Source organism: Type-A symbiont of Plautia stali, from assembly GCF_059731155.1.
This window is the reverse complement of sequence record NZ_AP035891.1, coordinates 3,068,594-3,090,468: the sequence shown is the minus strand read 5'-3', so window position 1 is coordinate 3,090,468 and position 21,875 is coordinate 3,068,594. Positions and strand designations below refer to the sequence as shown.

The window sequence follows — 21,875 nt, the reverse complement described above, 5'->3', positions numbered from 1 at the left end:
GTCTTGCCGGTTACCTGGCAAGACATATTTCGGCATCGAACGGACGACCCGACTTCAGCACACCATAAGCCAGCTGCAGCAGCTTCTTCAGCAAACTTACCGCCGGATTCCACTTCATCGCCACTATCGCTGGCATGTACAGGGCCTTGCGCATCGCGCTGTTGCCCATCTTCGATATCCTGCTTTTGCCCTTCCACTCACCGGACTCCTGCCGCATCGGATTCAGCCCCACCCACGCCACAAGAGCCTTGCTGCTGCTGAACCTCGACATGTCCCCCATATACGCCAGCATCGTGCTGCCCAGCACGCCCGGGATGGACTCCAGCAGTTCCCTGTTCTTTTTAAGGCCCGGGTCATTGTCAATATGGTCGTTTATTGCCCGCTTCGTTTCGTCTATCTGCGCATCCAGCGCCGCAATGACCACGCGGATTGAGGGCTGCACCACCGCATCCGATACCTCCAGCCGGTTCTCTTCCATCTGCCGCATTTCCTGAAGATTCGTCAGGCGCTTCACCAGCGCTTTCAGCCTGCGTTCATTCAGCGGCGCCGGCTGCCACAGCGATGGGCCGTGCAGTTTACAGTAGCGCGCTATCATGCGCGCATCGTCTTTATCCGTCTTATTCCGGCTCAGCTCGGCCTGCCCGAAGCGCCTGATGCGCGCAGGATTTTCCACGCTGACATCATAGCCTTCGTCGTGCAGGAAGGTGGCCAGCGGCTCACTGTACGCGCCGGTAGCCTCCATGCAGATATGGCAGCAGCCGAACGGCTCCAGCCATTTTTTCAGGGCGATAAAGCCCTTAGGGGTGTTGGGAAAGACTTTGGTTTTGTAAGACGTGTCGCCTTTCCAGACGGCCACATCAAACTTTCCGGAGGCAATATCAATGCCGACAGGCATACGGGTTTGTATAGATTCTCCTTAACAGCACAGGGAAACCGCCATGACCATCCTTATGGATGCGTGCTCGGGGCACAGGATACCGTCCGGTCTTGAAGGCGGGAGTTAAGTTGCCGGGGATGAATCCACAAAGCAGGCTTTATGCCCAGGGGTCGCCCCCATCTCACCAGCAACTTCCCGATGATCAGTCGGGGATCATCATACCCGGAGGAGAATGATCGGGATATAAGGGTCGCCATTCATGGCGACCTTCTGACCTTTACCGCTGCTGTCAGCCGCGATAGACGCAGCCTGTGGTGCAGGTCTCTTTGATCATCACCGCACTCAGCTCAGGCAGAATCGGCTTCATCTCATCCCAGATCCATTTCGCCAGCACTTCGCTGGTCGGGCTCTCCAGGCCGGGAATATCGTTGAGATAATGGTGATCGAGGCGATCGTAGATCGGCCTGAACGCCGCCTTCAGTTCGGCAAAATCCATTACCCAACCGGTATGCGCATCCACTTCACCGGTAATTTCCAGTCGCACCAGAAATGAATGGCCGTGCAGACGACCGCATTTATGCCCTTCCGGCACGTGAGGTAAGCGGTGGGCCGCTTCAAACTGGAACTCTTTAAACAGCGTGGTAGACATAATGGCTCTCAGACGTAAAAACCGCTGAAGTCTACCTGAAAAGCAGATTTTTCGCACCCGCCAGCGCTGAAAAGGGCATTTCTGCTGATCTGCCGTTTACGCAGTAAATTAACTGATTGAATTACGACAACTTTATTTACCACTTTTACTGGTTAGGCTGACCCAAAAAACCACTTAGTCATTTTGGTTATTTATTGTGTCGAAGCCTTATTTAATCGTTAATATACAGGACGGTAACCTACCCACTCTTCCGCCGCTTCCCGGTACGGATTTCTGACACTGGAATTTTTAACGCGATGACGACTCAGGCACCCCCAGCGATGCTTCCGCTATCCCCAGAGCAAATTGCGCGCTTACAGGCCGCGACCACCGATTTCAATCCAACGCAGCTGGCATGGCTCTCTGGCTACTTCTGGGGCATGGTTAATCAGGCACCGGGCACCGTTGCCGCGCCCGCGCCAGTCGCCGCTGAGGTGCCGGGCATTACGCTGATCTCCGCCTCCCAAACCGGCAATGCGCGCCGGCTGGCCGAGCAGCTGCGTGACGATTTGCTGGCTGCGAAACTGAGCGTCAACCTAGTGAATGCCGGCGACTACAAATTCAAACAGATCGGTCAGGAAAAACTGCTGGTCATCGTGACCTCAACGCAGGGCGAGGGCGAACCGCCGGAAGAGGCGGTAGCGCTGCATAAATTCCTGCTGTCGAAGAAAGCGCCGAAGCTGAGTGATACCGCCTTTGCCGTGTTTGGTCTTGGCGATACCTCCTATGAATTTTTCAGTCAGGCCGGTAAAGACTTCGACCAGCGTCTGGCCGAACTGGGCGGCGAACGCCTGCTGGATCGCGTGGATGCCGATGTTGAATACAGCGAGCTGGCCAGCGCCTGGCGTCTGCAGCTCACCGATATTCTCAAAGCGCGTGTGCCGGCGGAACCGGCAGCGCAGCTGGCAGCCAGCGCGGCTGGCAGTGTTAATCTGGTGGACAGCAGTCCTTACACCAAAGAAGCGCCGCTCACCGCCAGCTTTGCCCTGAACCAGAAAATTACCGGTCGCAACTCAGATAAAGACGTGCGCCATATCGAAATCGATCTGGGGGATTCCGGTCTGCGTTACCAGCCAGGCGATGCGCTCGGCGTATGGTATGAAAACGATGCGGAACTGGTGCAGGAGCTGCTGCAGCTGGTATGGCTGAAAGGGGATGAGCAGGTCGAGGTATGGGGAGAAACTCTGTCGCTGGCTGAGGCGCTGCAGAAACATTTTGAGCTGACGGTCAACACGCCGCAGATCGTCGAACAGTATGCGGCCCTGTCGCGCAACGAGGCGCTGCTGGCGCTGGCGGGCGACAAGCCGAAGCTGCAAAGCTTCGCGCAGAGTTTCCCGATTGTCGACATGGTGCGCCAAGCGCCCACCGAACTGAACGCCGGACAGCTGACTGGCCTGCTGCGTCCGCTGACGCCGCGGCTTTACTCCATCGCCTCGTCGCAGGCGGAGAGCGAAACCGAAGTGCATATCACCGTCGGCGCGGTGCGTTATGAAATTGACGGCCGTCAGCGCGGCGGCGGCGCTTCCACCTGGCTGGCTGATCGCTTGGAAGAAGATGGCGAAATCCGCGTGTTTATCGAACATAACGATAATTTCCGCCTGCCGACCAACCCGGATGCGCCGGTGATCATGATCGGCCCGGGTACCGGCATTGCCCCGTTCCGCGCCTTCATGCAGCAGCGTGAAAACGACGGTGCCAGCGGCAAAAACTGGCTGTTCTTTGGTAACCCGCACTTCACCGAAGATTTTCTCTATCAGGTAGAGTGGCAGAAATACGTTAAAGATGGTCTGCTGACCCATATCGATCTGGCGTGGTCACGCGATCAGGCCGAAAAGATTTACGTACAGGATAAAATCCGTGCCAGAGGGGCGGAAGTGTGGCGCTGGATTGAAGAGGGTGCGCACCTGTACGTCTGCGGCGACGCCAATCGCATGGCGAAAGACGTTGAACAGGCATTACTGGATGTGGTGGTCGAACACGGCGGCATGGATCGTGAAACCGCTGACGAATTTTTAAGTGAGCTGCGCATTGAGCGCCGTTATCAGCGAGACGTTTACTAATGAGCGAAAAACATCCTGGACCGCTGGTGGTTGAAGGCAAACTTTCCGACGCCGAGCGTCTGAAAAAGCAGAGCAACTACCTGCGCGGCACCATTTTAGAAGATCTCGACAATGGCCTGACCGGCGGCTTTACCGGCGATAACTTCCTGCTGATCCGTTTTCACGGCATGTACCAGCAGGATGACCGCGACATCCGCGCCGAGCGCGCCGCGCAGAAGCTGGAACCGCGTCATGCGATGATGCTGCGCTGCCGTCTGCCGGGCGGCATTATCACGCCAACGAAGTGGCTGGCGATTGATAAATTTGCCACCGACAAAACGCTGTATGGCAGCATTCGCCTGACTAACCGTCAGACGTTCCAGTTTCACGGCATTCTGAAGAAGAACGTCAAGCCAACTCACCAGATGCTGCATGAAGTCGGACTGGACGCGCTGGCCACCGCCAACGACGTCAACCGTAACGTGCTGTGTACCTCGAACCCGGTGGAGTCAGAGCTGCATCAGGAAGCGTACGAGTGGGCGAAGAAGCTTTCCGAGCATCTGCTGCCGCAGACGCGCGCCTACGCCGAGATCTGGTGGGATCAGGAGAAGGTCGCCACCACCGATCAAGAGCCGATCCTTAGTGAGATCTATCTGCCACGTAAGTTTAAAACTACCGTGGTGGTGCCGCCGCATAACGATGTCGACCTGCATGCGAACGATCTGAACTTCATCGCCATTGCGGAGAACGGCAAACTGATTGGCTTTAACCTGCTGGTCGGCGGCGGTTTATCGATTGAGCACGGCAACAAAGCCACCTATGCGCGCACCGCCAGCGAGTTTGGCTACCTGCCGGTGGAGAAGATCCTCGATGTGGCTGCGGCGGTGGTCACCACGCAGCGCGACTGGGGTAACCGTACCGATCGTAAAAATGCCAAAACCAAATACACGCTGGAGCGCGTCGGCGTCGAGACCTTTAAAGCCGAAGTCGAGAAGCGTGCCGGCCTGACCTTCGAGCCGATTCGCCCGTACGAATTTACCACCCGTGGCGATCGCATCGGCTGGGTGAAGGGCATCGACAAGAAATGGCACCTGACGCTGTTTATCGAAAACGGTCGCCTGCTGGATTATCCGGGCCGTCCGCTGAAGCGCGGTATTGCGGAGATTGCCAAAGTGCATCAGGGCGATTTCCGCCTGACCGCCAATCAGAACCTGATTGTGGCCGGCGTACCTGAGAAGCAGAAAGCGCAGATTGAAGCCATTGCGCGTGAGCACAGCCTGATGGAAGCGGTCACGCCGCAGCGTGAAAACTCAATGGCCTGCGTGGCCTTCCCGACCTGTCCGCTGGCGATGGCTGAAGCCGAACGCTTCCTGCCGTCCTTCGTCAGCAAAGTGGAGGAGATCATGCACCGCCACGGCGTCGGCGAAGAGCACATAGTGTTACGCGTTACCGGTTGTCCGAACGGTTGCGGCCGTGCCATGCTGGCCGAACTGGGCCTAGTGGGCAAAGCGCCGGGCCGTTACAACCTGCATATTGGTGGTAATCGCATCGGCACGCGCATCCCGCGCATGTACCGCGAAAACATCACGGAAATCGAAATCCTCGCCAGCATCGATGAGCTGGTGGCGCGCTGGGCCAGCGAGCGCACGGCGGATGAAGGATTTGGTGACTTCGTTATTCGCGCGGGCATTGTGAAGCCGGTGGTCGATCCCGCCCGTGATTTCTGGGACCCGGAGGCAGTATGACATTACCCGATCTCGCCAGCCTGAACAGCGGCAGCAAAGTCGATCGCATCATGGCGCTGGCGGAAAGCAACGTCCAGCTGGAAAAGCTCTCTGCTGAACAGCGCGTCAGCTGGGCACTGGAGCAGCTGCCGGGCGCCTTTGTGCTGTCGTCGAGTTTTGGTATTCAGGCGGCGGTGCTGTTGCACATGGTCACGCAGCAGCGCCCGGATATTCCGGTGATCCTCACCGATACCGGTTATCTGTTCCCTGAGACCTACCGCTTCATTGATGAGCTGACGCAGCAGCTGAAGCTGAATCTGCAGATCTTCCGCGCCGAAACTTCACCGGCGTGGCAGGAAGCGCGCTACGGCAAACTGTGGGAGCAGGGCGTTGAAGGGATCGAGCAGTTCAATCAGCTTAACAAAGTCGAACCGATGAACCGGGCGCTGCAAACGCTGGGTGCGCAGACCTGGTTTGCCGGCCTGCGCCGCGATCAGTCTGGCAGCCGTGCCAGTCTGCCGGTACTGGCAGTGCAGCGTGGCGTGTTCAAAATCCTGCCGATCATCGACTGGGACAACCGTCAGGTGCACCAGTATCTGAAGCAGCATGGGCTGAAGTACCATCCGCTGTGGGACGAAGGTTACCTCTCCGTGGGCGACACGCACACCACGCGCAAGTGGGAGCCGGGGATGGCCGAAGAAGAGACGCGCTTTTTCGGCCTCAAACGCGAGTGCGGGTTACACGAAGGCTGACGGGCGCAATCGCTGCGAGTGCGCATGGGTGCGCACCCGCAAAAACCCGCATGTTGAGATCTCACAACGTCGGATTAGCCAGCTCCGTCAGCAGCGGCTGCAAAATGCGTACGCTGTCGCGCGTGCGCTGATGGATGCGCCCCGGCAGCCAATGGTCGATGTAAGTCAGATTATCGCGCCCGGTCTGGTGGCGCACCGTGCCATCCGGAAAATGCGGTGAGCGGGCGCGCTGCTGCTCACCGGCTTTATTGCCCAGCGCCCAGTTGGCCGCGGTGACGTCCAGCAGCGGAATCCCGGCGTTATCAAACGGATTAACGCCCGGGTAATCGCGTGCGGTCAGCACGTGGCTGGCGGCCGTGATGCCGTAACGGTGCGCAATCTGCAGGGCGCGCGCGCTGGTCTGCTTGCGTACCGCCGCTGGCGTATTCATGCCGTTATTAAAGTAGAGGCGATCGCCAACGATCAGGCTATTCAGATCGATCACCAGCAGCGTATCTTTCTTCTCCTGTACGCTCATGCGCGCCAGATAATCTTCCATACCGTGTAAACCGGCTTCGCCTGCGCTCAGCGCCACAAAGCGCACGCCATAGCGCAGCGGCGTTTGACTCAGCGCCTGCGCCAGCTCCAGCATCACGCCCAGCCCGGAAGCGTTATCGTCCACGCCCTGCAAACGCAGGCCGCCGAGATTATTATCTGCCTCGTGCTGGCTGAGCGGCGTCTAGGTATCCAGATGGGTGACGATCAGAATCTCCTGCGGCACGCTGCCGGCGCGTGATGCCCTGTTTCTCCAGCCAGTTATAGCTGGTGTTAAACTACCGGGTATTACTCTGATAACCGAGCTGGCTGAACTGCTGCTGCAGATAATCTGCCGTCATCAGCTCGGCGGGGCTGCCGCTCATGCGGCCCGGGAAATAAGTGGCGATGTAACGCAGCTGCTGTTCGGCGAAGTGGCTAGGTGCGATCGCTGCAGCCTGCGCCAAAAGAGGCAAACCGCCGGCAATCAGTGCTGCCAGCACGCTGCGGCGGAGAGTGGCAAACATAGTGGTTGTCCTTTTCTGACATCCCGTCAGGGTAAAAAAATTCTGAGTTAGTATGAAACTGTGACGCCGCCTGCACAATTTGTATCGCTCCGAAACACCAGCAATATCATTTGTTAAGCACAAATTGTTATCAGCAATCCCGGTGCGTTATTCCATTTGGTAACTACTCATGCTAATTCGTAATTTCATCTGCCAGAAGGCAGGGACGTATAGTCGCGTTAACTTATTGTAAAACTAACAAGGTTAACGTGGATTACTTGCCTCTCTTTGCCGATCTCAAAAACCGTCCGGTGCTGGTGGTCGGCGGTGGCGAAATCGCTGCGCGTAAAATTGAGCTGCTGCGGCGTGCCGGTGCGCACGTGCGGGTGGCAGCGCGCGAGCTCGGCCATGAACTGCAGGCGCTGCGCGACATTAACGCCGTCGAGTGGATTGCTCAGCACTTCGACGCGGCGCAGCTGGACGATGTTTTCCTCGTGATTGCCGCCACCGACGATAACGCCCTCAACGCGCAGGTGTTTGATGCCGCCAATGCGCGCCACAAGCTGGTGAATGTGGTCGACGACCAGCCTAAATGCAGCTTTATCTTCCCGTCGATTGTTGACCGCTCACCGCTGGTGGTGGCGATCTCCTCCAGTGGCACCGCGCCGGTGCTGGCGCGTCTGCTGCGTGAAAAAATCGAAGCGCTGCTGCCCGCCAATCTTGGGCAGATGGCCGAAGTGGCCGGTCAGTGGCGCGACAAAGTCAAACAGCGCTACCACAAAATGTCTGACCGTCGTCGCTTCTGGGAGCGGGCTTTTAATGGCCTGTTTGCCAGCCAGATGGCGGCGGGTAACGTCAACGAGGCGCGCCGCACGCTCGATCGCGAACTGGAAAACATCTCCGATAATCAGGGTGAAATCACGCTGGTCGGTGCCGGCCCGGGCGACAGCGGTCTGCTGACGCTGCGCGGGCTGCAGGTGATGCAGCTGGCCGATGTGGTGCTGTATGACCATCTGGTCAGCGACGAGGTGCTGGAGCTGGTGAGACGCGATGCCGATCGTATCTGCGTCGGCAAACGCGCCGGTGCCCATTCGGTGCCGCAGGAAGAGACCAATCAGATGCTGGTGACGCTGGCGCAGCAGGGCAAGCGCGTGGTGCGCCTGAAAGGCGGCGATCCGTTTATTTTTGGCCGCGGCGGCGAAGAGCTGCAGGCGGCGCAGGCGGCGGGCATTCCCTTCCAGGTGGTGCCGGGTATCACCGCGGCCGCGGGCGCTACCGCTTATGCCGGTATTCCGTTAACCCACCGCGATCATGCCCAGAGCGTGCTGTTTATTACCGGTCACTGCCGCGCCGACGGCGACGGTATCGACTGGCCGTCGCTGGCGCGCGCGCGTCAGACGCTGGCGATTTACATGGGCACGGTGAAAGCGGCGGAAATTGCCGCCGGGCTGATCGAACACGGCCGCGCGCCGTCAACGCCAGTGGCGGTGATTGGTCGCGGCACGCGCCAGGATCAACAGGTGCTGACCGGCACCTTAGCACAACTCGAGGCGCTGGCAGCTGCCGCGCCAACGCCAGCGCTGTTAGTAATTGGCGAAGTGGTGAATCTGCACGGGCAACTTGCCTGGTTCCAACATTCGGCACAGCAGGGGGCTCGCGAGTTCGCCGTTGTCAATTTGGCTTGAGGAAAAATTATGGACCAAAATCGTCTCACTCATCTGCGCCAGCTGGAGGCAGAGAGTATCCATATCATCCGCGAGGTGGCGGCCGAGTTCAGCAATCCGGTGATGATGTACTCCATCGGTAAAGACTCCTCGGTGATGCTGCATCTGGCGCGCAAAGCCTTCTATCCGGGCACGCTGCCGTTTCCGCTGCTGCACGTTGATACCGGATGGAAATTCCGTGAAATGTACGAGTTCCGCGATCGCACCGTGAAAGCGATGGGCGCAAAGCTGCTGGTGCACCGTAACCCGGAAGGCGTGGCGATGGGTATTAACCCATTCGTGCACGGCAGCGCCAAACACACCGACATCATGAAAACCGAGGGTCTGAAGCAGGCGCTGAACAAATACGGTTTTGATGCGGCGTTCGGTGGTGCACGTCGTGATGAAGAGAAGTCGCGCGCCAAAGAGCGTATCTATTCGTTCCGCGATCGTTTCCACCGCTGGGATCCGAAAAACCAGCGTCCGGAGCTGTGGCACAACTACAATGGCCAGATCAACAAAGGCGAAAGCATTCGCGTGTTCCCGCTCTCCAACTGGACCGAGCTGGATATCTGGCAGTACATCTTCTTGGAAAACATCGAAATCGTGCCGCTGTACCTAGCTGCACCGCGCCCGGTGCTGGAGCGCGACGGCATGCTGATGATGATTGATGACGATCGTATCAACCTGCAGCCGGGTGAAGTGATTAAGCAGCGTATGGTGCGTTTCCGTACACTCGGCTGCTGGCCACTGACCGGCGCGGTGGAATCCGAGGCGCAGACGCTGCCGGAAATCATTGAAGAGATGCTGGTCTCCACCACCAGTGAACGTCAGGGGCGCGTGATTGACCGCGACCAGGCCGGTTCGATGGAACTGAAAAAACGTCAGGGTTATTTCTAAGGAGACGCCGATGAATACCGTTATTGCCCAACAGATTGCCGAGCAGGGCGGCGTTGAAGCCTGGCTGACCGCGCAACAACACAAAAGCCTGCTGCGTTTCCTCACCTGCGGCAGCGTCGACGACGGCAAAAGTACGCTGATTGGCCGTCTGCTGCACGATACGCGCCAGATTTATGAAGATCAGCTGTCGTCGCTGCACAACGACAGCAAACGCCACGGTACCCAGGGCGAGAAACTCGATCTGGCACTGCTGGTCGATGGCCTGCAGGCCGAGCGCGAGCAGGGCATCACTATTGATGTGGCCTATCGCTATTTCTCCACCGAGAAGCGCAAGTTCATCATCGCCGACACGCCGGGGCACGAGCAGTACACCCGCAACATGGCGACCGGTGCCTCAACCTGCGATCTGGCGATCCTGCTGATCGATGCGCGCAAAGGCGTGCTGGATCAGACCCGTCGCCACAGCTTTATCGCCACGCTGCTGGGCATCAAACATCTGGTGGTGGCGATCAATAAGATGGATCTGGTGGCGTACAGCCAGGATACCTTCGAGCAGATCAAACAGGATTACCTCGATTTTGCCGCGCAGCTGCCGGATGATATCGATATCCGCTTTGTGCCGATGTCGGCGCTGGAAGGCGATAACGTCGCCACCCCAAGCGTAACCATGCCGTGGTACAGCGGCCCGACGCTGCTCGACGTGCTGGAGACGGTAGAGCTGAAGCGCGGGGTCGACACGCAGCCGATGCGCTTCCCGGTGCAGTATGTTAACCGGCCGAACCTCGACTTCCGTGGCTATGCCGGTACGCTGGCGTCGGGCGTGGTCAGCGTCGGCCAGCGGGTGAAAGTGCTGCCGTCCGGTGTGGAATCCAGCGTTGCGCGTATCGTCACCTTTGACGGCGACCTGCAGCAGGCGGCCGCCGGAGAGGCGATTACCTTGGTGCTGAACGATGAGATCGACATCAGCCGTGGCGATCTGCTGGTGGATGCCGCAGCGGATTTGCAGGCGGTGCAGTCCGCGACCGTCGACGTGGTGTGGATGGCGGAACAGCCGCTGCAGCCGGGGCAAAGCTATGAAGTGAAAATTGCCGGTAAGAAAGCGCGTGGCCGCGTCGAAAAGATTCTCCATCAGGTGGATATCAATACGCTGGAAAAACGCGCGGTCGACAGCCTGCCGCTCAACGGCATCGGTCTGGTAGAAGTGACGTTCGATGAACCGATGGTGCTGGATACTTACCAGCAGAACCCGGTGACCGGCGGCATGATCTTTATCGATCGCCTGAGCAATGTGACCGTTGGCACTGGCATGATCCATCAGCCGCTGAGCGCCGCGCGCAACCAGGCTGGCCAGTACAGTGATTTCGAGCTGGAGCTGAACGCGCTGGTGCGCCGTCACTTCCCGCACTGGAACGCACGCGACCTGCTGGGCGGTCAGTAATGGCGCAGCACGACGAAAACGTGGTGTGGCATGACCATCCGGTCACGCGCGCTGAACGCGAACAGCAGCACGGCCATCGTGGCGTGGTGCTGTGGTTTACCGGGCTCTCTGGCTCGGGTAAATCCACCGTGGCCGGTGCGCTGGAGCAGGCGCTGCACCCGCTGGGCGTCAGCACCTATCTGCTGGACGGCGACAATGTGCGTCACGGCCTGTGCCGCGATCTCGGTTTCAGCGATGAAGACCGCAAAGAGAACATCCGGCGCGTGGGTGAAGTGGCGAAACTGATGGTGGATGCCGGACTGGTGGTGCTGACGGCGTTCATCTCGCCGCACCGTGCCGAGCGCCAGATGGTGCGCGATCTGCTCGGTGACGGGCAGTTTATCGAAGTGTTTGTCGATACGCCGCTGGCGGTGTGCGAAGCGCGCGATCCGAAAGGCTTGTATAAAAAAGCCCGTGCCGGCGAGCTGCGTAACTTCACCGGTATCGACAGCGTTTACGAGGCGCCAGACGCGCCGGAAATCCAGCTGGATGGTGAACAATTGGTTACAAAACTGACCGGCCAATTGTTAGACCTGCTGCGCCACCACGATATCATCAGATCCTGAACCGACAGCGGCAAATCTCACGGTTTGCCGCGCTTTAGCGTCAACAGGATCTCTATGCAGAACGTTACCCCCATACTGGCACGCAAAGATGAACGCACCCCGGATGAGCCACGCTCATCGCTGCCGGGCGGCGTGATCGGCTTTCTCTCGTACTGGTGTGCGCTGGGCATCCCGTTTCTGCTGTACGGCTCCAACACGTTGTTTTTCTTTCTCTACACCTGGCCTTTTTTCCTTGCGCTGCTGCCGGTTTCGGTGCTGATTGGCATCGTGCTCAGCCTGATGCTGCGTGGCCGGCTGTGGTGGAGCGGCCTGATCACCGCCCTAGTGGTGGTATGCCTGTTCTGGCTGCTGTTCTCCTTTCTCTCCGACCGGTAATCCGGCGCTGATGTGCAAACGCATCGGCAGGTTACAAAACTTTACCTGCCGTCCGGCGCTTTCCCCGTAATTATTTGTCCAGACAAATCTGCTTGCGCGCCATTTTCGCTGCCGCAGTGGAGTCCGGCGTCAAGTTATGGGATGATTGAGCCGTTTTTCAGGGGACGGGGATGGGAAAACTGACGTTACTGCTGCTCGTGCTGCTGGGATGGTTGCAATACTCTCTGTGGCTGGGCAAGAACGGTATCCATGATTACACGCGCGTCAGCGAAGACGTGGCGTCACAACAGGCGAATAACGCCAAACTCAAAGCGCGTAACGATCAGCTGTTTGCCGAAATTGACGATCTCAATGGCGGTTCAGAGGCGATTGAGGAGCGCGCACGCAGCGAGCTGGGCATGATCAGGCCTAGCGAGACTTTCTATCGTCTAGTGCCAGACCAAAACAAACGTAATGCGCAACAAGCGGCGCAGAATCAACAACGATAAACCATGAATCAGCTCTCTTCCTCTGCGGATGTGATTGCCGTGGTGCCGGCTGCCGGTATCGGCAGCCGCATGCAGGCCGCCTGTCCGAAGCAGTATCTCACCATCGGTCCGTTAACCCTGCTCGAACACAGCGTGGCGCGCCTGCTGGCGCATCCGGCGGTAAAGCAGGTGTTGGTGCCAGTCAGCCCGGATGACGGCTGGTTCGATAGCCTGCCGCTGGCGCAGGATGCACGTGTGCTGCGCGTCACCGGCGGCGAAACCCGCGCCGAGTCGGTGCTGGCCGGGTTACAGACCATCCGTCACAGCGCCTGGGTGCTGGTGCACGACGCGGCGCGTCCGTGTCTGCATCCCGATGATTTAGCGCGTCTGCTGGCGGTGCGTGAGCACAGCAAAGTCGGCGCGATCCTGGCGGCACCGGTGCGCGACACCATGAAGCGCGCGGAGCCCGGCAAAGGTGCCATTGCGCATACCGTCGAACGCGATGATTTGTGGCATGCGCTGACGCCGCAGTTTTTCCCGCATGCGCTGCTGACCGCCTGCCTGACGCGTGCGCTCAATGAAGGCGCGACCATCACTGATGAAGCCTCGGCGCTGGAGTATTGCGGTTATCATCCTGAGCTGGTCAGCGGACGCAGCGACAATATCAAGGTGACGCGGCCGGAAGATCTGACGCTGGCGGCCTTCTATCTCACTCAGATTCAGTTAAAGGAGCACGCATGATGCGTATCGGTCACGGTTTTGACGTGCACGCGTTTGGCGGCGAAGGTCCGCTGGTGATTGGCGGGGTGCGTATTCCCTTCGAACAGGGCTTTATTGCGCATTCCGACGGCGATGTGGCGCTGCATGCGCTGACCGACGCGCTGCTGGGCGCGGTGGCGATGGGCGACATCGGCAAACTATTCCCGGACACCGATCCGGCATTCAAAGGCGCCGACAGCCGCGGTCTGCTGCGCGAAGCTTGGCGCCGCATCCGGCAGAAGGGTTACCGCATCGGCAACGTCGATGTCACGATCATCGCTCAGGCACCGAAAATGCTGCCGCACGTGCCGCAGATGCGCGTCAACATTGCCGAAGATCTCGGTTGCCACATGGGTAATGTCAACGTCAAAGCCACCACCACTGAGAAGCTGGGCTTTACCGGCCGTGGTGAGGGTATTGCCTGCGAAGCGGTGGTGCTGCTGGTGAAGGCCGATCGGGCATGAGTGAACTGCTCTACCTGCACGGCGTGCCCGCTGCCACCGGGGTGATCAAAGCCAGTCCCGAAGATTTCGTGGTGATTGAAGATCTCGGCTATCCCTATGACGGCGAAGCCGAGCAACTGCTGGTGCGCATCCGTAAAATTGGCTGCAACACGCGTTTTGTCGCCGAAGCGATCGCCAAATTCCTCGGCGTGCATCAGCGCAATCTCAGCTATGCCGGCATGAAAGATCGCCACGCGGTCACCGAGCAGACGCTGTGCTTCCGCGTGCCGGGCACGGCGATGCCCAACCTTGCCGGCTTCCAGCTGGAAGGCGTGGAGATCCTGCAGGTGATTCGCCACAAGCGTAAACTGCGCACCGGCGCGCTGGCGGGCAATGCGTTTCGTCTGGTGGTACGTCAGGTGTCCGATCGCGCGCAGGTGGAATCGCGGCTGCAGCGGATTCAGCAGCAGGGCGTGCCCAACTACTTTGGCGAACAGCGCTTTGGCCACGGCGGCAATAACCTGACGCAGGCGCGCCTGTGGGCAGAGGAGAAATTCCGTCCACGCGACCGCAGTATCAAAGGCATTCTGCTGTCGGCGGCGCGCAGCCAGCTGTTCAATCAGCTGACCAGCGTGCGTCTGGAGCTTGACGGCGCGCTGGATCGCGTGCAGCCCGGCGATGCGCTGCAGCTCGCCGGGCGCGGTAGCTGGTTTGTTGCCCAGGCGGACGAGTTACCTGCGTTGCAGCAGCGCGTGGATAACCACGAGCTGCGCATCACCGCGCCGCTGGCCGGGCGCGGCGAGCCCGGCACTCAGGGCGAAACGCTGGCGTTTGAACAGCAGCAGCTGGCGGGCACGGCCGATCTGCTGGGCCTGCTGGAGCGTGAACGCGTCGATGCAACGCGGCGCGCCATGCTGGTGGTGCCGAAAGATCTGCAGTGGAACTGGTGGGATGACGTCACGCTCGAGCTGCAGTTCTGGCTGCCGGCCGGCAGTTTTGCCACCGGCGTAGTGCGTAAGCTGCTGAGCAACGGCTCGGCGGCCCCGCTCGGCGACGAATAAGCGAACCTGGCGACGATGAGCAAAAATCTTACCATCAAGGATATTGCCGTACTCGCCGGCGTGTCGATCACCACCGTCTCGCGCGTGCTCAACAAGCATGCGTGGGTGTCCGAAAAAACCCGCACGCGGGTGGAACAGGTGATCGCCGAGCATCAGTTCAGCCCCAACCTGATGGCGCGCGGCATGATATCGCGCCAGAGCTACACCCTCGCGGTGATCGTCTCTGACATCACTAACCCTTACTTCGTCACGCTGGTGGCGCAGATTCAGCAGGCCTGTCTGGCCATCGGTTACAAAATCACCCTGTACGATACCCAGTCGGCCAACCGCAGCCCTCAGCATCACGATGACGAAAGCGCGATTTTTCAGTCGATTATCAATAGCCAGATCGATGGGGTGATCGTGCTCGGCGGCCACAGCGACTATGCGCCGATTCCGACTGGCTACCTGACGCTGCTGGAATCGCTGATGGACAAAATGGCGGTAGTGGTAGTGGGGCAGCCCCATCCTGCTGGCCGCTGGCCGTGCATGATGCGCGACCAGCAGCACTGCGTCGAGCTGGCGGTAAATCAGCTGCTGGCGCGCGGCCTGCGAGATATCGCCTTCATCGGCGGCTCGCGCAAAGTGTGGGTGACGCGCGAGCGCGTCAGTCATTTCCACGCCACGCTGCAGCAGGCCGGCATTACGCCGCGCGACAGCTGGATCTGCCTGAATAACTTCTATCCTGAACACGGCTATCAGGCGATTGATACGCTGTGGCAGCAGGCAGAGCGACCGCAGGCGCTGGTGGCGATCAACGATCGCGTGGCGATGGGCGCGATCCGCGCGCTACGCGATCGCGGCATTGACGTGCCTGAGCAGGTAGCGGTAATCAGCTGCGAGCGCTTCCCCGGCAGCGAATATTTTATCCCGCGCCTGACCAGCGTCGATCACCAGAATCCGCAGCTGGGGCAAAACATTATCACCATGATGATGGCGCAGCTGGACGGCAGCTTAAGCCCGCACGCGCGCTGCAGCGCACCGCTAAAGCCGGTATTGATCCCCGGCGAATCCGCCTGCTTTCGTTGCGCTTTGTTAGCGCGATCGCAATTTCACGATCCTCACGTTGACTTAATATGCGTCATTAAATAAGTTGGCTCACAACCTGAAAACGTTTTCATGTTGGCGGGAAAACAGTTTAAGGAGCGGTAATGAAACCCACCATGATGACCTACATCCACCAGCAACCCGAGGTGCTGAGCCATCTGCTGGCGCGCTATCTGCAGGGATTACCGGTGCTGGGCAATGCGAAAACAGTGCTGATTCTGGCCACCGGCTCCAGTATCAACGCCGCGCTCAGCGCCAAGTATTACGTTGAGCAACTGACCGGCGTACGCATCAGCGTGCAGAGCCGTTCCATTTTCAGCATTACGAGCAGTGGGATCCGGCGACCGATCTGGTGATCGCGATTTCACAAAGCGGCGAGAGCACTTCGACGCTGGCAGCGATTGATGCGCTGAAAAAACAGCACGGCGTGGCAACCTGGGGCATTACCAGCAAAATCACCAGTCCGCTGGCGCAGGCGGTGGATCACGCAGTAGACATCATGAACGGCGAGGAGCGCGTCGGTTATGTCACCAAAGGCTATTGTCGCCACGATTCTGACGCTGATGCTGATTGGCGTGCACAGTGCGCGCCACAGCGGTCGTCTCAGCGCAGAACAGGAGCAGCAGGCGCTGGCGCAACTGCAGCACGGCGTCGACGCGATTCCGGACATCATCGCCCGTACCGAGCGCTTCTGGCAGCGCTGGTAGGACGATCTCAGCGCGGCGCCGCGCTTTATCTCGATTGGCTTTGGTCCGGCGATTGGCGTGATCAAAGAGATGGAGACCAAATTCAGCGAAACGGTGCGCGTGCCGTCGCAGGGCATCGAACTGGAAGCGTTCATGCACGGCCCCTATTTCGAAATTAATCCGCAGCACCGGCTGTTTTTCATCGACGTCGAGGCGCCGGTGCGCGAACGCCTGCAGCTGCTGCGCCAGTATGAGCAGCGCGTGACGCCGCACGTCTGGAGCCTGTGTCTCAGGGAAAGTGATGATGCGCGCACGCTGGCGCTCGGTGTGGACGTCAGCGAATGGATGGCGCCGCTGCTGATGGTGATTCCGTTCCAGATCCTCGCGCATCACATCGCTGAAGCCAAAGGCAACAATCTGCCGCAGCGCATATTCACTGATTTTGGCGTGTCGATGAAGAGCAAAACCAAACCGGGTGATTACGACTAACGCCGGGCGCGAGCCATAAGGATAACAACAATGAAACTCGATTACGTGAAGCTGGTGCAGGCCATCAGGGAACAGGTCGGCGGCGACGATAATATCAGCCATATTTCACACTGCGCCACGCGGCTGCGGCTGACGATAAACGATCTGGCCAGTGTCGATATGCCGGCCATCAGTAGCCTGCCGGGCGTCATCCGCGTGGTGAACGCGTCCGGAAAGCTGCAGATTGTGGTCGGGCCGCAGGTCGAACAGCTGTATCAGGCGATGCAGCAGGGCGCAGCGCCGGTGGCCGAGCCGGTGAAGCCCGGCAAAGACGAGCGCGGCGTCGCGGGCAAAATGCTGGCCACGCTGGGCGCTATCTTCACGCCCTACATTGGCGTACTGGCCGGCATCGGGGTGATCAAAGGCATCATGGTGCTGCTGCAGACGCAGGGCTGGGTGCCGGACGATGACCTGCTGTTCGCCATGTTCAACGCGCTGGCCAGCGGCGTGTTTGTCTTCCTGCCGCTGTTTATTGCGGTTACCGCGGCAGACCGTTTCGGTGCCAGCCGTTTCACCGCGCTGGCGCTGACGGCGGCGATGGTGTTTCCGCTGACCCAGCCGGATCTACCGGCGCACTTCGCGCTGTTCGGCCTGAGCATCAGCCTGAAGATTTACGGCGGCGCGGTGATTCAGGCGATTCTGGCGGTACTGCTGCTGAGCAAGGTTGAGCGCCGGCTGAAACAGTGGATCCCCGAGGTGGCAGCGCTGGTGTTTGTGCCGTGCCTGTCGCTGCTGATTTGCGGTTTTGTGGTGTTCACGGTGATTGGCCCGCTGGCGGATTACGTTGGCGTCGGCATCGCCAGCGGCTATAGCTGGCTCTATCAGCTCAGCCCGATGGCGGGCATTGGTCAGCTATTTGTGGTGTTTGGTGTGCATTGGGGCATTATCCCGCTGGCGCTGATCAATATTTAGGTGCAGGGCTACGACACCATCATGGCGATGTTTATGTCGGCGGTGATGGGGCAGTTTGGCGCGGTAACCGGCGCGATCTTCATCGCCCGCAGCCTGCGCGACCGGCAGATTGCGATCTCGGCGTCGCTGTCAGCGTTCTTTGGCATCACCGAACCGGCGCTGTATGGCGTCAATCTCAAGTACCGCATGCTGTTTATCTTCGGCTGCATCGGCGCGGCGCTCGGCGGTGGCATCACCGGGCCGCTGCAGGTGAAAACCTACAGTTTCCTGCCGGTGCTGAACGTGTTTGAACTCGGCCTGTTCGAAGGCCCCGAGTCGAAGATGATCTATGAAGTGGCGGCAATTGCCGTAGCTTTCCTCACCCCATTCATTCTGACGCTGATTTACGGCCGCTGGACGCTGCGCAGCGTGAATAAAACCGGCGCCTGATGCGCTGATTCGTTAACACCAAAACAGGGAAATCGCATGCGGCTGCTACGCAGGGCCGCGTGCACCTTAAGGAAAGGTCATGAATACATTCACCAGGAGAAAAAAGGCAGCGCTGCTGCCGCTGGCAACCCTGATGCTGGGCGCGGCACCGCCGGCGCTGGTGGAAGGATTTGTTGAAGACAGCACGCTGGAGGGTACCGTCTATTACTGGCAGCGCCACCGTGAGCGTAAAGATCTCGATCCGCACAGCGCGCACTATCAGCACTATCAGACCAACCGGTATCACAAGCACGCTGACCGGCGCGCTCGATTATCTGTCCGGCTATCTGGCCGATACCGTGGGCATTGATGTGGTGGCCTTCGCCACCTGGGATCTGTTTGAAGGCAGCCCGGCGCATCCCAACGAGATCAGCTTCAGTCACGGGCCTTCGATGTGGGAAGACCGTGGCGTCGGCGAACGTAACGGGCTGGATCTCTACCGTGCAGCGCTGAAACTCAAAGCCGGCGACTACTGGCTGCGGGCCGGTTATATCCAGCCGAGCGGCCAGACGCTGCTTGGCACCCAGTGGGGGTTTCTGCCCGGCACCTACCAGGGCGCGTGGAAGTCGGGGTGGTCTATGACTATGGCGCTGCCAGCGCGCTGTCGCTGTCGTGGATGGGCGCCAACAAGTACAAAGCGCCGTGGTATCGCAAAATGTACGAGTTTCGCGAAATCGACCGGCAAACGCGCATTCCTTATCTGCACTCGCTGGGCGCGAAGTATGACTTCAAAAACGGCAACACGCTGGAGCTGGCGTGGGGCGAATCTCCGCATTATCTCGACAAATATTTCGCCAAAGCGGCACGCCAGAGCACGCTGTGGGATAACCCGTTCAGCGTCAGCTGGCAGTTCTACGGCTCGCAGGATCGTACCGGTCGCTATGATGTTTACGATGAGTTTGCTTGGCAGCAGGGCCTGACGCTGGCGTACCAGTGGGATCGCTACCAGTTCCGGCTCGAAGGCAGCGTGGTGCACGCACCGGGGAAACAGGGTTATTACACCGTGGCGATGACGCCGATCTATCCCAACTCCGCGGGCCGCATCGATATGTGGTGGGATTCGCGCTCTGACTTCAACGCCGACGGCGAAAAAGCGCTGTTTGCAGGCCTGATGATCGATCTCAGCGACATCGTCTGGCCTGGCGTCAGCATCGGTGGCTCGTTTGCCTGGGGCTGGGACGGTAAACCGGCGCGCGGCGGCGACTGGTCGCAGTAGCAGCGCCTGACGGAAACCGCCATCAACGGCGATCTGGTGTGGCAGGTGCAGTCCGGCTGGACCAAAGACACGGTGTTTAAGCTGCATCTCACCGCCTACAACAACCATAGTGATAACCCGAGCTGGGGCGGCGGCTATGGCAACGTTTTCCAAGATGAAAAGGACGTCAAATTCATGATGATTGCCCCTTTTAGCCTGTTCAATCACTCACGACACTAAGGATGATGACCATGAGGATTCGCTTCTCCGCGCTGACCGCAGCGCTGTTACTGGCCGGGCTGGCGCACGCCGAAACCCACGTTTTAATCAATCAGGTAGGCTATGATGTCGCCGCGCCGAAAAACGCTATCGTGCAGCTGACCGGCGACTCGCGTGCTAAACCGCCGGTGAAATTTACCCTGCTGGATAATGAGACCAATAAAGCGGTGCTGAGCGGCACGCTGCAGCCGCAGGATGACGTGCCGGGCTGGGGCGATCGCACCTTCTATCGTGCCGATTTCTCCGGCTGGCAAACGCCGGGCCGTTACGTGCTGCAAACCACCAGCAGCGACGGCGATGTGCGCTCCGGGCCGTTTATCATTGGCGCCGATCTGCTCGAGCACTATACGCTGTCCGATGTGATTGCCTATTTCAAAAGCCAGCGCGTCACCGGCCTGTTCGATAAGGCGGACCGCAAACTGCCGCTGCCACCGGGCACCGGCAGCGGCACGGTTGACGTCCACGGCGGCTGGTATGACGCCACCGGCGATTACTGCGTGCACCTGTCGCACCAGAATCTGACCTCCTACTTCAATTCGCAGCAGGCGCCGCTGGTGGTGTGGAGTTTACTGCGCGGTTATCAAAATCTCGGGGCGCGTGATAACCCGAACTTTGATGAGTATCGCCGGCGCATGCTCGACGAAGGGCTGTACGGTGCCGATTTCCTGGTGCGCATGAAGCGGCCGGGTGAATCCTTCTTCCAGACGATCTCGTCGCCGGGCAAAGAAAAGCTGGCTCAGGACCGGGTGATCGCCAATCCAAACTGGCGCACGCAGATCAAAGAGAAGGAGTCGGATTCCACCATTGTTGAAGAAGAGGCGGTCGGCCCGCTGGCGTGGCAGGCCAGCTTCCGCTCGGGTGCTGGCATGTCAATTGCGGCGCTGGCGCTGGCCAGCACCATGGAGAATGACGGTAACTTCACGCGGCGGCAGTATCTGCATACCGCAGAAGATGCCTTTGCCTTCCTGCAGAAAAATAACCTGCGCATGGTGAACGATGGTAAAGAGAACATCATGGATGATTACACCAGCGCTGCTGGCGGCTACCGAGCTGTATCGCGCCTCGCAAAAAGCGGTCTATCTGGCTGCGGCGCATCAGCGCGCGGAGAGCCTGATGGCGCGACTGACGTCGCTGGATAACTGGCATGACTACTGGCGTGCCGACGGCGAAAAACGTCCGTTCTTCCATCCGTCCGATGCCGGTCTGCCGGTGATCGCACTGCTGGAGTACGCGCGCATCGCACCGCAGGCGCAGCAGGCGAAGATCCGCCAGACGGTGAAACGCTCGCTGAGCTTTGAACTGGCGGTGACCAAAGAGACCCGCAACCCGTTTGGCTATGCGCGCCAGCTGATTCAGCTGAAAGACGGCGTGAAGCGCACCAGCTTCTTCTTCCCGCACGACAGCGAAGCTGCGCCGTGGTGGCAGGGCGAAAACGCGCGTATCGCGTCGCTGGCCGCCGCCGCCCGTCAGGCGATGCCGCTGTTCGCGGACGATAAAGCCTTTACGCAGCAGCTGCAGAGCTATGCCTGGGATCAGCTCAACTGGATCCTCGGTCATAATCCGTACGACGTCAGCATGCTGACCGGCAGCAGCTATCGTCACATCAGCTATCTGTTCTTTAATTCGTGGAAATACACCACGTTGCCGGGCGGTATCGTCAACGGCATCACCGGCGCGTCGAATCAGGTGGCGGACGGTATCGCCTTTGATGAAGGCTATGCGGTCACACGAAAGGATAACGACTGGCGCTGGGCGGAAGGCTGGCTGCCGCACTCGGCCTGGTATCTGTATGCGGTGAGCTTACCGGATCGTCACTGAGGTGATAAATCTGCCCGGCTTTTCGCCGGGCTTTTTACGGGTTGCCATTGCGT

At 59.4% G+C, this 21,875-nt stretch carries 17 protein-coding genes and 4 pseudogenes; 18 read left to right on the top strand and 3 right to left on the bottom strand.

What is annotated here, in order from left to right:
• Positions 1-10 precede the first annotated feature (10 nt).
• Together AC6I8M_RS16305 and queD are read right to left on the bottom strand one after the other, a co-directional pair.
• Positions 11-895, bottom strand: coding sequence for an IS110 family RNA-guided transposase (locus tag AC6I8M_RS16305; RefSeq protein ID WP_498013404.1), 885 nt, complete (start codon positions 893-895; stop codon positions 11-13).
• Positions 896-1,166: 271 nt separating this feature from the next.
• The gene (gene queD / locus AC6I8M_RS16300; protein WP_195910884.1) at positions 1,167-1,529 is read right to left on the bottom strand and encodes a 6-carboxytetrahydropterin synthase QueD; all 363 of its coding nucleotides are present in this window, start codon (positions 1,527-1,529) and stop codon (positions 1,167-1,169) included.
• Positions 1,530-1,822: 293 nt separating this feature from the next.
• Between queD and cysJ the strand changes: the two genes are divergently transcribed.
• From cysJ to AC6I8M_RS16285, 3 genes are read left to right on the top strand one after another with little or no spacing between them, the layout of a single operon-like run.
• Positions 1,823-3,625, top strand: coding sequence for an NADPH-dependent assimilatory sulfite reductase flavoprotein subunit (gene cysJ, locus AC6I8M_RS16295; protein WP_010616086.1), 1,803 nt, complete (start codon positions 1,823-1,825; stop codon positions 3,623-3,625).
• Positions 3,625-5,349 (top strand): assimilatory sulfite reductase (NADPH) hemoprotein subunit, encoded by a 1,725-nt coding sequence (gene cysI, locus AC6I8M_RS16290; protein WP_010616087.1) that lies wholly within the window; start codon positions 3,625-3,627, stop codon positions 5,347-5,349. Before cysJ ends, cysI begins: the two co-directional genes overlap by 1 nt.
• The gene (locus AC6I8M_RS16285; protein WP_010616088.1) at positions 5,346-6,080 is read left to right on the top strand and encodes a phosphoadenylyl-sulfate reductase; all 735 of its coding nucleotides are present in this window, start codon (positions 5,346-5,348) and stop codon (positions 6,078-6,080) included. Before cysI ends, AC6I8M_RS16285 begins: the two co-directional genes overlap by 4 nt.
• 61 nt (positions 6,081-6,141) lie before the next feature.
• Here AC6I8M_RS16285 and AC6I8M_RS16280 read toward each other — a convergent pair.
• Positions 6,142-7,120 (bottom strand): annotated as a pseudogene (locus AC6I8M_RS16280) (aminopeptidase).
• 248 nt (positions 7,121-7,368) lie between these two features.
• Between AC6I8M_RS16280 and cysG the strand changes: the two are divergent.
• The 15 genes and pseudogenes from cysG to AC6I8M_RS16205 all read left to right on the top strand — a co-directional run bounded on the left by cysG (position 7,369) and on the right by AC6I8M_RS16205 (position 21,822).
• Positions 7,369-8,784 (top strand): siroheme synthase CysG, encoded by a 1,416-nt coding sequence (cysG, locus tag AC6I8M_RS16275; RefSeq protein WP_010616089.1) that lies wholly within the window; start codon positions 7,369-7,371, stop codon positions 8,782-8,784.
• 9 nt (positions 8,785-8,793) lie between these two features.
• Positions 8,794-9,702 (top strand): sulfate adenylyltransferase subunit CysD, encoded by a 909-nt coding sequence (gene cysD, locus AC6I8M_RS16270; RefSeq protein WP_010616090.1) that lies wholly within the window; start codon positions 8,794-8,796, stop codon positions 9,700-9,702.
• Positions 9,703-9,712: 10 nt separating this feature from the next.
• The gene (gene cysN / locus AC6I8M_RS16265; RefSeq protein WP_010616091.1) at positions 9,713-11,140 is read left to right on the top strand and encodes a sulfate adenylyltransferase subunit CysN; all 1,428 of its coding nucleotides are present in this window, start codon (positions 9,713-9,715) and stop codon (positions 11,138-11,140) included.
• A complete protein-coding gene (gene cysC / locus AC6I8M_RS16260) occupies positions 11,140-11,745 on the top strand; it encodes an adenylyl-sulfate kinase (RefSeq protein WP_010616092.1) in 606 nt (201 codons plus the stop codon). Before cysN ends, cysC begins: the two co-directional genes overlap by 1 nt.
• Positions 11,746-11,799: 54 nt before the next feature.
• Positions 11,800-12,120: a DUF3561 family protein gene (locus AC6I8M_RS16255; protein WP_010616093.1), complete on the top strand. Its 321-nt coding sequence runs from the start codon at positions 11,800-11,802 to the stop codon at positions 12,118-12,120.
• Positions 12,121-12,290: 170 nt separating this feature from the next.
• Complete coding sequence (gene ftsB / locus AC6I8M_RS16250; RefSeq protein ID WP_010616094.1) at positions 12,291-12,608, top strand: cell division protein FtsB; 318 nt, start codon at positions 12,291-12,293, stop codon at positions 12,606-12,608.
• A 3-nt stretch (positions 12,609-12,611) separates the two neighbouring features.
• Complete coding sequence (gene ispD, locus AC6I8M_RS16245; protein ID WP_010616095.1) at positions 12,612-13,328, top strand: 2-C-methyl-D-erythritol 4-phosphate cytidylyltransferase; 717 nt, start codon at positions 12,612-12,614, stop codon at positions 13,326-13,328.
• Positions 13,328-13,810 (top strand): 2-C-methyl-D-erythritol 2,4-cyclodiphosphate synthase, encoded by a 483-nt coding sequence (gene ispF / locus AC6I8M_RS16240; protein WP_010616096.1) that lies wholly within the window; start codon positions 13,328-13,330, stop codon positions 13,808-13,810. The genes ispD and ispF overlap by 1 nt, the downstream gene beginning before the upstream one ends.
• A complete protein-coding gene (truD, locus tag AC6I8M_RS16235; protein ID WP_498013506.1) occupies positions 13,807-14,850 on the top strand; it encodes a tRNA pseudouridine(13) synthase TruD in 1,044 nt (347 codons plus the stop codon). The genes ispF and truD overlap by 4 nt, the downstream gene beginning before the upstream one ends.
• Positions 14,851-14,865: 15 nt before the next feature.
• The gene (locus tag AC6I8M_RS16230; RefSeq protein WP_010616098.1) at positions 14,866-15,981 is read left to right on the top strand and encodes a LacI family DNA-binding transcriptional regulator; all 1,116 of its coding nucleotides are present in this window, start codon (positions 14,866-14,868) and stop codon (positions 15,979-15,981) included.
• Positions 15,982-16,040: 59 nt separating this feature from the next.
• Positions 16,041-17,111 (top strand): annotated as a pseudogene (locus AC6I8M_RS16225) (SIS domain-containing protein).
• 30 nt (positions 17,112-17,141) lie between these two features.
• Positions 17,142-18,491: pseudogene (locus tag AC6I8M_RS16220) on the top strand (PTS transporter subunit EIIC).
• Between the two features lie 79 nt (positions 18,492-18,570).
• Positions 18,571-19,965: pseudogene (locus AC6I8M_RS16215) on the top strand (OprD family outer membrane porin).
• 11 nt (positions 19,966-19,976) lie between these two features.
• Positions 19,977-21,143 (top strand): glycoside hydrolase family 9 protein, encoded by a 1,167-nt coding sequence (locus tag AC6I8M_RS16210; protein WP_022549158.1) that lies wholly within the window; start codon positions 19,977-19,979, stop codon positions 21,141-21,143.
• Positions 21,025-21,822 carry a glycoside hydrolase family 9 protein gene (locus tag AC6I8M_RS16205; RefSeq protein ID WP_498013826.1) on the top strand — a complete coding sequence of 266 codons (798 nt, stop codon included), beginning with the start codon at positions 21,025-21,027 and terminating at the stop codon, positions 21,820-21,822. Before AC6I8M_RS16210 ends, AC6I8M_RS16205 begins: the two co-directional genes overlap by 119 nt.
• Positions 21,823-21,875 lie beyond the last annotated feature (53 nt).

What these genes read in the sequence shown, in the direction of transcription:
- cysN (WP_010616091.1), top strand. Translation starts at nt 9,713, where the DNA reads ATGAATACCGTTATTGCCCAACAGATTGCCGAGCAGGGCGGCGTTGAA.
- AC6I8M_RS16210 (WP_022549158.1), top strand. Translation starts at nt 19,977, where the DNA reads ATGAGGATTCGCTTCTCCGCGCTGACCGCAGCGCTGTTACTGGCCGGG.
- cysJ (WP_010616086.1), top strand. Translation starts at nt 1,823, where the DNA reads ATGACGACTCAGGCACCCCCAGCGATGCTTCCGCTATCCCCAGAGCAA.
- cysD (WP_010616090.1), top strand. Translation starts at nt 8,794, where the DNA reads ATGGACCAAAATCGTCTCACTCATCTGCGCCAGCTGGAGGCAGAGAGT.
- truD (WP_498013506.1), top strand. Translation starts at nt 13,807, where the DNA reads ATGAGTGAACTGCTCTACCTGCACGGCGTGCCCGCTGCCACCGGGGTG.
- AC6I8M_RS16255 (WP_010616093.1), top strand. Translation starts at nt 11,800, where the DNA reads ATGCAGAACGTTACCCCCATACTGGCACGCAAAGATGAACGCACCCCG.
- ispF (WP_010616096.1), top strand. Translation starts at nt 13,328, where the DNA reads ATGCGTATCGGTCACGGTTTTGACGTGCACGCGTTTGGCGGCGAAGGT.
- ftsB (WP_010616094.1), top strand. Translation starts at nt 12,291, where the DNA reads ATGGGAAAACTGACGTTACTGCTGCTCGTGCTGCTGGGATGGTTGCAA.
- AC6I8M_RS16230 (WP_010616098.1), top strand. Translation starts at nt 14,866, where the DNA reads ATGAGCAAAAATCTTACCATCAAGGATATTGCCGTACTCGCCGGCGTG.
- ispD (WP_010616095.1), top strand. Translation starts at nt 12,612, where the DNA reads ATGAATCAGCTCTCTTCCTCTGCGGATGTGATTGCCGTGGTGCCGGCT.
- cysC (WP_010616092.1), top strand. Translation starts at nt 11,140, where the DNA reads ATGGCGCAGCACGACGAAAACGTGGTGTGGCATGACCATCCGGTCACG.
- cysI (WP_010616087.1), top strand. Translation starts at nt 3,625, where the DNA reads ATGAGCGAAAAACATCCTGGACCGCTGGTGGTTGAAGGCAAACTTTCC.
- AC6I8M_RS16305 (WP_498013404.1), bottom strand. Translation starts at nt 895, where the DNA reads ATGCCTGTCGGCATTGATATTGCCTCCGGAAAGTTTGATGTGGCCGTC.
- AC6I8M_RS16285 (WP_010616088.1), top strand. Translation starts at nt 5,346, where the DNA reads ATGACATTACCCGATCTCGCCAGCCTGAACAGCGGCAGCAAAGTCGAT.